This window comes from Achromobacter sp. AONIH1 (assembly GCF_002902905.1).
In the GTDB taxonomy this organism is placed as follows: Bacteria; Pseudomonadota; Gammaproteobacteria; order Burkholderiales; family Burkholderiaceae_B; genus Achromobacter.
In genome coordinates this window covers 4,716,918-4,725,952 of sequence record NZ_CP026124.1, presented here as the reverse complement: position 1 = coordinate 4,725,952, position 9,035 = coordinate 4,716,918, and the positions used below count along the sequence as shown (strand labels likewise).

The following is a 9,035-nucleotide window of genomic DNA, read 5'->3' as shown; positions in this document are numbered from 1 at the left end:
CCGCTTGGCGTCCTGGACGGGCGCCGCGCCAGGCGGCGCGGACGCCGGGCTGGACGGCAAAGCCCGGCATTTTACAATGTCCGGAATTTCCGGGCGCGGCCGCGCGCCCACGCCCGCAGGAGCAGCATCATGGCCCATTCCCCTCAAATCGAATTTCTGCCCGAGCCGGGCGTGGACGTGCGCCAGCTGTTCATCCTGCTGCACGGGGTCGGCGGCACGCCGGACAGCCTGCTGCCGCTGGCCGACGCGGTGCGCGCCGCCTTTCCCACGGCTGCGGTGCTGATCCCTGAAGGCTTCGAGCCCTTCGATGGCGGCGGCGCCGGCCGCCAGTGGTTCTCGGTGCGCGGCGTGACCGAGGAAAACCGTCCCGCGCGGGTGGCGGCGGCATTGCCGGCGCTGGCCGCCTATGTGCAGCAGGCGCAGCAACGCTTCGGCCTGCTGCAATCGGACACGGCCCTGGCCGGCTTCTCGCAGGGCGCCATCATGGCGCTGGAGCTGGTGCAGGCGCATGACGGCATGGCCGGCCGCGTGATGGCGTTCTCGGGGCGCTACGCCGAACTGCCCAGGACCGCGCCGCGCTACACCACGCTGCACCTGCTGCATGGCTCGGCCGATCCGGTCATGGACGTGGCGCTCATCCAGGCGGCGCAGGCCCGGCTGAACGAGCTGCATGGCGATTCCACCATCGACGTGGCCACCGGCCTGGGGCACGAGCTGCATCCGGCGCTGATCCAGCGCGCCATCGTGCGCCTGCAGACCTGCGTGCCGCTGCGCAGCTGGGAAGCGGCGCTGGGGCTGGACCAGAGCCCGCCGGACGGCACCACCGTGCATTGAACCGGCGCGGGCCGGCCTGCCCGGGAGCCGGCCGGTCCGTCAGGGTGCGTATTCGCCGCGCACGCGCTCCGAGAAACCCTCGGCCAGCATGATCTTCTTGCCGTCCAGGTCCAGCAGCCCGTCGCGCTTGAGGCGGTTCAGCACGCGCGTGACCGTGACGCGGGACAGGTCGACCAGGCTGCCGATCTGCTCATGTGTCAGGTTGACCGTGATGGGCGCGCCCTCGGCGCAGGCGTCCTGGTGGGTCTGGCGGAACTGGTCCAGGAAGCGGATCACGCGCTGCTCGGGCGAATCGAAGGTGGCCTGGCGCAGGCGCGCCACCATCTGGCGCTGCTTGACGCTGAGCAGGTAGATCAGGGCCAGCGCGAAATCAGGGTCCTGCCGCACCAGGTCGGGGATGCGTCCGGTCTCGAAGCGCAGCAGGGAGCTGTCCTCGATGGCGCGCGCGCTGGAGTAGCGCGGCTGCTTGAGGAAGGCGGCGGCCTCGCCGATCAGGCTGCCCGGCCCCATGATGTTGAGGATGGACTCATGGCCGTCCTCGCTGAGCATGTGGACATGGACCTTGCCGGTCACGATCACGTAGAACAGGTCGTCGACCTGGCCCTGGTTGAAGAGGCTGGCGCCGCTGGGCAGCGTGACGGGCTGGCCCAGGTGGCTCAGCGAGCGCAGGTAGGCGGCCTGTTCGCCCTGGGGCAGCCAGGTCTCGACGGCGACGTGACGCGCCGGGCCATTCGCTTGTTTGGCCACGTTTTCCCTTGGTGTGTGTCTGTCGTTCTTGTATGCCTCCGGATTATACGGTTGGCGAGCAGCGGCCCGGCCGCGCGCGCGGCCGGGTCCGGCAGGGTTGGGGCGGGCCGCCCCGGGCGTCACACGCCCCAGCGCGGAATGGGGTGGCTGCCCATCGAGATGCAGACGTTCTTCATCTCGCAGAAGGTCTCCAGGCTGGCGTCGCCGCCCTCGCGGCCCACGCCCGAGTCCTTGATGCCGCCGAAGGGCTGGCGCAGGTCGCGCACGTTCTGGCTGTTGACGAAGACCATGCCGGCCTCGATGCCGCGCGCCAGCCGGTGGGCCTTGCCCACGTCCTGGGTCCAGACGTAGGAAGCCAGCCCGTAGCGGCTGTCGTTGGCCAGCCGCAGGCCCTCGTCCTCGTCGTCGAAGGGAATCAGACAGACCACCGGACCGAAGATCTCTTCCTGCGCCACGCGCATGCGGTTGTCCACGCCGGTGAGCACGGTGGGCTGCACGAAGTTGCCCTTGGCCACGCGCGCCGGCAGCCCGGCCGGCACGCCGCCGCCGGCCGCCACCACGGCGCCTTCGCGGCGGCCGATCTCGATGTAGCCGGTGACCTTCTCCCAATGCTGGCGCGTGATCATCGAGCCCACGTTGGTGTCCGGGTCGCGCGGGTCGCCCACGATCAGGCGCGCGGCGCGCTCGGCGAACTCGCGGGCGAAGCGGTCGTAGATCGAGCGCTGCACGAAGACGCGCGAGCCGGCGGTGCAGCGTTCGCCGTTGATCGAGAAGATGGTGAACAGCGCCGCGTCCAGCGCGCGCTGCTGGTCGGCGTCCTCGAACACCAGCACGGGCGACTTGCCGCCCAGCTCCATCGACAGCCGCTTGATGCCGGCGCGTTCGGCGATGCGCTGGCCGGTGGCGGTGCCGCCTGTGAAGGAAATGGTGCGCACGTCGGGATGGCGCACCAGCGCGTCGCCGGCTTCCGAGCCATGGCCATGCACGATGTTGAGCACGCCTTTGGGCACGCCGGCCTCCAGCGCCAGCCGGCCGAGCCGGTCGGCGGTCATGGGCGACAGCTCCGACATCTTCAGCACCGCGGTGTTGCCCAGCGCCAGGCAAGGCGCCACCTTCCAGGTGGCCGTCATCAGCGGCACGTTCCAGGGCGAGATCAGCCCGCACACGCCCACCGGCTGCAGCAGCGTGTAGTTGAGCATGGTCGAATCGACCGGGAAGGTCTGGCCGTTGATGCGCGTGGCGACTTCGGAAAAGAAATAGAAGTTCTCGCTGGCGCGCGGGATCAGCTGCTTCGAGGTCTGGTGGATGGGCAGGCCGGTGTCGTCGGTCTCCAGTTCGGCCAGCTCGGGCACGTGGCGCTCGATCAGGTCGCCCAGGCGGCGCATGATGCGGGCGCGCTCCCTGGCCGGCAGGCCGGCCCACTTGGGAAAGGCTTCCTTGGCGGCGGCCACGGCCAGGGCGACTTCGCGTTCGCCGCCCAGCGCGACTTCGGCCAGCACCTCGCCGGTGGCGGGATTGATGTTTTCCAGCGCGGACGGGCTTTCGACGGGCTTGCCGTCGATCAGGTGAGGGATCATCACTGCGTTCTCTTGTTCGGGAGGGATGAGAAGGGGAATCGGCAAGCTCAGGCGCCGCGCGCGGCGATGGCGTCGATCTCGATCTTCAGGCCGGGCCGGCCCAGGTGGGAGATGCCGACCGTGGTGCGGCTGGGCGGGCGGTCGGGAAAGAACTCGCGGAACACCGCGTTCATGGCGGCGAACTCGCCGATCATGTCGGTCATGTGCACCGTCATCTGCAACACGCCATCGGCCTCGCAGCCGGAAGCGGCCAGCAGGTCCAGCACGTTCTGCAGCGCCTGGCGCGTCTGGGCCTCGATGCCGGGCTCGAATTCGCGGGTGCCGGGCAGAAAGCCCACCTGGCCCGAGACGAACACCAGGTCGCGCCAGACCACGGCGGGCGAGTGAGGCAGGCCGGCATCGCGGCCGATGAGCTGTTTTTCCATGGCGGCTTCCCCGGGGCGCGCGTCAGCCGGCCGAGCCGATCACGGCCACGACTTCGATCTCGACCTTCAGGCCGGGCCGGGCCAGATGGGCCACGCCCACGGTGGAGCGGGCCGGCGGCTGGTCGGGGAAGACGCGCTTGAACACCGCGTTCATCGCCTGGAAGTCGGCGTCCATGTCGGTCATGAAGACGGTGGCCTTGGCCACGTCGGCCATGCGGCCGCCGGCGGCCTCGATCACGGACTGGATGTTGCGGAAGGCCAGCTCGGTCTGCTCGGTGATGTCGTCCGAGAAGGCGCGCGTGACGGGATCGGAGCCGGTGTGGCCCGAGACGAACAGCAGGCGGTCGACCTGGATGGCGGGCGAGTACGGCCGGTGCGGCAGCAGGCCGGTGGGCGGGACGATGACGTGTCGGTTCATGGCGGAAATCCTGCGGGCGGGGCGGGTCAGTCGATATAGGTGGGGATGGCGCGGGTGATCGGGTCGGACACCGGCTGCGGGCTGCCGTCGGCCAGCGCGGCCACGGTCATGGATTCCTCGTACCAGCGGCGCGGCGGCGGCGGACCCCACAGGCTCTGGCGGCGCGGGTTGTCCAGTTCCCAGCGCTTGGGCGCCTGGTCGCGGTCCACGGTCAGGTAGTCGCCGGTGTAGAGTTCGAAGCGGTTGCCGTCGGGGTCGCGCACATAGACGAACAGTGCGTTGGAAATGCCGTGGCGGGCCGGGCCGCGCTCGATGTTGTCGGCGTAGCCGGCGGCGGCCAGCGCGTCGCAGGCGCGGATCACGCCCATGGGCTCCATCAGCGAGAAGCCCGCGTGGTGCACGCTCGGGCCCTTGCCCGTCATCACGGCGATGTCGTGGATGGTGGCCTTGCGGTACAGCCAGCTGGCCCACACGCGTTCCTCGGGTGGGGCCGAGGCGGTGAATTCGGAGCAGTAGAAGCCCAGCTCGCGCGTGTACCAGTCGAAGCCGGCCTGCGCGTCGGGCATCAGCACGTTCAGGTGATCGAGCCGGGTGGGGCAGCCGTGGCGGTGCAGATGGTATTGCTGCAGCAGCCAGGGCGCCTGTTCCATGTGCGCGTAGTACTCGACCTGGAAGCCGAACGGATCCTGCACGCGCAGCGCGCGGCCCTGGCCGCGTTCCTCGCCGGCCGCCAGCCAGCGCATGGGCAGGCCCAGGCCGGCGAACTTGTGCGCCAGGCGGTCCAGGTCTTCCGCGCAGGAAACGCGGAAGCTGAAATGGCCGATGCCGGGAGAGGGCGAGCGCGTCAGCACCACGCTGTGATGCTCGCGGTCCTCGATGGCGCGCAGGTAGACGTGGTCGGCGTCGGACTCGGTCTCGAACAGGCCCACCACATCCACGTAGAAGTCGCGGGCGCGGGCCAGGTCCGAGACCAGGTACTCGATATGGCCCAGCCGCAGGATGTTGAAGTCGGGCTTGCCCGGCGTGTAGTCGATCATTTCCTGTCTCCGTCCGGGGCGCGCGTCTCGGCCCGATTCATGTTGATGACATTCTGTGCGCCGGGGCCGCGCGGCGTCTGTATCGCGGGATACATGCGGGGCATGGCTTACTCCTGCTCCGGCGCGATGCGCACGGGAAAGCGCGTTTCCATCCAACGGCCCATCGCCAGCAGGCGGTCCTCGCGGTACTTGGGCGCGACCCATTGCACGCCAGCCGGCAGCGCGGCGCCCTGCGCCCAGACCGGATAGGACAGGGCCGGAACCTGCGCGCTGTTGAACGCGGGCGTATAGGGATTCCAGGACATCCAGTCGGCGCCCGGCTGGTCCTGCGGCACGTCGCGTCCGGCCTCGAAGGCGCACAGCGGCACGGTGGGCAGCAGCAGCAGGTCGACCCGCGCGTGCAGGGCGGCCAGCTCGTTGGCGTAGCGGTCGCGCTGCTGGCAGATCGCGTGATAGCGCGAGATCGGCCAGTCGTCCACGCCTTGCACGAAGGCCAGCAGCCCGGGGTCGAGCCGGCCATGCTGCTCGGGCGCGATGGCGCGCACGGCGGCCGCGCAGCCCAGCCGGTACAGGTCCTGGCCGACCTGCGAGGCGGCCTCGATGTCGTAGTCGACTTCGGTCACGTCGAAGCCGTCGGCGCGCAGCGCGGCCAGCGTCTCGTCCAACGCGGCGCGCACCGGCGCGGCGCTGCGTGGGCCCCAGCGCCGGGGCGACAGCAGGCCGATGCGGGGGCGCGCGGCCGGGGCGTCGGCGCCGCCGTCCTCGCCCAGGTTGGAGGTCCAGTCCAGCGGCGAGGCGCCGCGCGTGGCCAGATAGGCTTCCTGCAGCTCGTCCATGCCGGCGGCGATGGGGCCGGTGTGCACGATGTTCGCGAAGGCGCTGGGCAGGGGCGACAGGGGGATGCGCCCGTGCGTGGGCTTCAGGCCGATGGTGCCGGTGAAGGCGGCCGGGATGCGGATCGAGCCGCCCGCGTCGCTGCCCATGGACAGGCGCACCACGCCGGCGGCCACGGCCGCCGCGCAGCCGCCGCTGCTGCCGCCGGGCGTGAGCGACGGGTTCCACGGATTGCGGGTGATGCCGAAGGCCGGACTGTCGGTGATGCCTTTCCAGTTGAATTCCGGGGCGCGGGTCTTGCCCAGCAGCACGGCGCCGGCATCGGCCAGCCGCTGCACGAACACGGTATGGGCCGCCGCCGGTTCGGCCGACGTGAGCGCCGAACCGCGCCGCGTGGGCCAGCCGCGCACGGCGGCGAATTCCTTGATGGCCACCGGCATGCCGTCCAGCGGTCCGAGCGCCGCGCCCTGGCGCCAGCGTTCCTCGGATTCTCGCGCGCCGGCCAGCGTGCCGGCGCGGTCCAGCAGCGCGAAGGCGTTGATGATCGGATCGGCGCGTTCGGCGTGCTCCAGCGCGCTGCGCGCCACGTCCATGGGCGAGACCTCGCCCAGACGGTACAGTTCGCGCAGGCGTGGCCAAGGGGTTTGATGCAGCATGATCAGTCTCCGGGTTCGGAATTGCCTCAGGCGGCGCAGGCGCCGAGATAGCTGGCCAGTAGGTCGGGATCCTGCGCCAGTTCGGCCCCGCTGCCTTGCTTGACGATGCGGCCCAGCTCGATCAGGTAGGCCAGGTCGGCGCTCTTGAGCGCGATGCGCGCGTTCTGCTCGACCAGGATCACGGTCAGGCCCTCGCGACGGCGCAGGTCCACCACCACGTCCATGATCTGCTGCACGATCAGCGGCGCCAGGCCGATGGACGGCTCGTCCAGCAGCAGCACGCGCGGATGGGCGATCAGGGCGCGGCCGATGGCGACCATCTGCTGCTCGCCGCCGGACAGCGTGCCGGCCAGCTGCTCGCGCCGCTGCGCCAATACCGGGAACAGCGCGTAGACGCGTTCCAGCTCGCGCGCGAAATCGGTGCGGCGGCGGAAGGCGTAGGCGCCCAGGCGCAGGTTGTCCTCCACCTTCATCGAGGCGAACAGCGAGCGCTTCTCCGGCACCAGGCACATGCCGCGCCGCACGCGCTCTTCGACCGGCGTGTTGCCCAGGGGCTGGCCCTGCAGCAGCACCTGGCCGGCGCGCGCGGGCAGGGCGCCCATCAGCGCCTTGAGCAGGGTGGTCTTGCCGGCGCCGTTGGCGCCGATCAGCGACACCAGCGTGCCCTGCGGCACGTCGAAACTGACGCCGTGCAGCGCATCCACCTGGCCGTAGCTGACCGCCAGGTCCCTCACTTCGATCGCGTTCATGCCTCGGCTCCGAGATAGGCGGCCACCACGGCCGGGTTGCGCTGCACCTCCTGTCGTTCGCCCTGCGCCAGCAGCGCGCCGTAGTTCAGGACGAACAGGTAGTCCACGCAGCCCATGACGAGTTCCATGTCGTGTTCGACCAGCAGCACGGCCATGCCTTGTTCATCGCGCAGCTTGCGCATCAGCTGCACCAGCACGGCCTTTTCCGGGCCGCGCAGGCCCGCCGCCGGCTCGTCCAGCAGCAGCACGCCGGGCCGTGCCATCAGGGCGCGCGCCACCTCGACCAGCCGCTGGCTGCCCAGCGTCAGGCTGGCGGCCGGGCGCAACGCCTCGTCCGCCAGGCCGACCAACTCCAGCGCGGCGCGCGCCTCGCGCGCCAGGCGCCGTTCCTCGGCCCGGTCCAGGCCCAGCGCGGCCGACAGCAGCCCGGCCTTGCCCTGGATGTGGCCGCCGATCAGCACGTTGTCCAGCACCGTCAGTTCCGGCACCAGCTGCACGTGCTGGAAGCTGCGCGCCACGCCGCGCCGCACCACCTCGTGCGCGCGCGCCGGCAGCGCCGCGCCGTCCAGCGAGACCTGTCCGCCGCTGGCCGGCAGAACCGCGGTCATCACGTTGAACAGGGTGGACTTGCCGGCGCCGTTCGGGCCGATCAGGCCGGTGATGCGTCCGGGCGGAATGTCCAGCGTTACGTCCTTGAGCGCCTGCAGCCCGCCGAAGCGCTTGTGCACGGCGTCCACGCTCAGGCGCTGGCCAGCTGTGACCGGGCGCGGCGCGGGGTCGGCCTCGCCGGCGGCGGCAGGCCGCGCCGGCGGTTTCAGCCGCACCCAGGTCAGCAGCCCGTTGGGCCAGCGCAGCAGCGCCACGATCAGGATCAGGCCGAACAGCATGGTCTCCATCTGGCCGGGGATGCCCAGCAGGTTGGCGATCAGGTACTGCGCGCCCAGCTCGATCGCGGTATAGGCCAGCACGCCCAGCAGCGGGCCCAGCGGATGCAGGCAGCCGCCCAGCACGACCATGATGAGCAGGTTGAACGAGGCGCCGATGGAGAACGAGGTCGGGCTCAGGAAGCTCATGTAGAAGGCGTACAGTCCGCCCGCCAGCGCCGCCAGCGCGGCCGACAGCACGAAGATGCGGATCTTGGCGGCGGCCACGTCCACGCCGAAGGCCGCGGCCATGGTCGGGCTGGACTTGATGGCGCGCGCGGCCCGGCCCATGCGGCCGCGATAGATCCGGCAGTAGGCGATGTAGGCCAGCCCCACGGCGGCCCAGGCCAGCGCGCCCATGGAGCGGGTGCCGAACTCCATGCCCAGCATGCGCAGCGGCGGGATGTTGGACAGGCCGGAAGCGCCGCCGGTGACTTCGATGGCCGCCACGAAGCAGACGTAGGCGGCGATGCCCCAGGCCAGCGTGGCCAGCGGCAGGTAGTGGCCGCGCAGGCGCAGCGTGAGCCGGCCGATCACGTAGGCCAGCGCCGCGCAGGCGGCCACGGCCAGCAGGATGGCCAGCGGCGGCGGTACGCCATAGTCGCGCGCCAGGATGGCCGAGGCGTAGGCGCCGCCGCCCAGGAAGGCGGCGTGGCCCAGCGACAGCTGGCCGGCGGCCAGCAGGAAGGCCAGGCCCAGGCAGACCAGGGCGTTGGTGCCGGCCAGCGTCATCAGGCCCACGTAGTAGGTCGGCAGCAGCACGATCAGCGCGGCGACCGCGAGGGCCGCGCCGGGAAGTAGCAGTTTTTCGGGTTTCATCGGCGGGAGCGCTTGC

9 protein-coding genes are annotated in these 9,035 nt (G+C 71.0%); 1 reads left to right on the top strand and 8 read right to left on the bottom strand.

All coding sequences use genetic code 11. The features are described from left to right. Nucleotides 1–129: 129 nt before the first annotated feature. Nucleotides 130–834, top strand: a complete 705-nt coding sequence (ypfH, locus tag C2U31_RS21660; RefSeq protein ID WP_103274667.1) for an esterase — start codon at nucleotides 130–132, stop codon at nucleotides 832–834. Between the two features lie 39 nt (nucleotides 835–873). Here ypfH and C2U31_RS30635 read toward each other — a convergent pair whose 3' ends face one another. The 8 genes from C2U31_RS30635 to C2U31_RS21615 form a co-directional block, all read right to left on the bottom strand. After that, complete coding sequence (locus tag C2U31_RS30635) at nucleotides 874–1,581, bottom strand: Crp/Fnr family transcriptional regulator (protein WP_158658433.1); 708 nt, start codon at nucleotides 1,579–1,581, stop codon at nucleotides 874–876. A gap of 119 nt (nucleotides 1,582–1,700) precedes the next feature. Beyond that, nucleotides 1,701–3,161: a 5-carboxymethyl-2-hydroxymuconate semialdehyde dehydrogenase gene (gene hpaE / locus C2U31_RS21645; RefSeq protein ID WP_199770867.1), complete on the bottom strand. Its 1,461-nt coding sequence runs from the start codon at nucleotides 3,159–3,161 to the stop codon at nucleotides 1,701–1,703. A gap of 44 nt (nucleotides 3,162–3,205) precedes the next feature. After that, a complete protein-coding gene (locus tag C2U31_RS21640; RefSeq protein WP_103274665.1) occupies nucleotides 3,206–3,583 on the bottom strand; it encodes a RidA family protein in 378 nt (125 codons plus the stop codon). Nucleotides 3,584–3,605: 22 nt separating this feature from the next. Further along, a complete protein-coding gene (locus tag C2U31_RS21635; RefSeq protein WP_103274664.1) occupies nucleotides 3,606–4,001 on the bottom strand; it encodes a RidA family protein in 396 nt (131 codons plus the stop codon). A gap of 26 nt (nucleotides 4,002–4,027) precedes the next feature. Then, nucleotides 4,028–5,038, bottom strand: a complete 1,011-nt coding sequence (gene hpaD, locus C2U31_RS21630) for a 3,4-dihydroxyphenylacetate 2,3-dioxygenase (RefSeq protein WP_103274663.1) — start codon at nucleotides 5,036–5,038, stop codon at nucleotides 4,028–4,030. A 107-nt stretch (nucleotides 5,039–5,145) separates the two neighbouring features. Beyond that, nucleotides 5,146–6,528 carry an amidase family protein gene (locus C2U31_RS21625; RefSeq protein ID WP_103274662.1) on the bottom strand — a complete coding sequence of 461 codons (1,383 nt, stop codon included), beginning with the start codon at nucleotides 6,526–6,528 and terminating at the stop codon, nucleotides 5,146–5,148. Between the two features lie 26 nt (nucleotides 6,529–6,554). Then, a complete protein-coding gene (locus C2U31_RS21620) occupies nucleotides 6,555–7,277 on the bottom strand; it encodes an ABC transporter ATP-binding protein (protein ID WP_103274661.1) in 723 nt (240 codons plus the stop codon). Next, nucleotides 7,274–9,019 (bottom strand): ATP-binding cassette domain-containing protein, encoded by a 1,746-nt coding sequence (locus C2U31_RS21615; protein ID WP_103274660.1) that lies wholly within the window; start codon nucleotides 9,017–9,019, stop codon nucleotides 7,274–7,276. Before C2U31_RS21615 ends, C2U31_RS21620 begins: the two co-directional genes overlap by 4 nt. Nucleotides 9,020–9,035 lie beyond the last annotated feature (16 nt).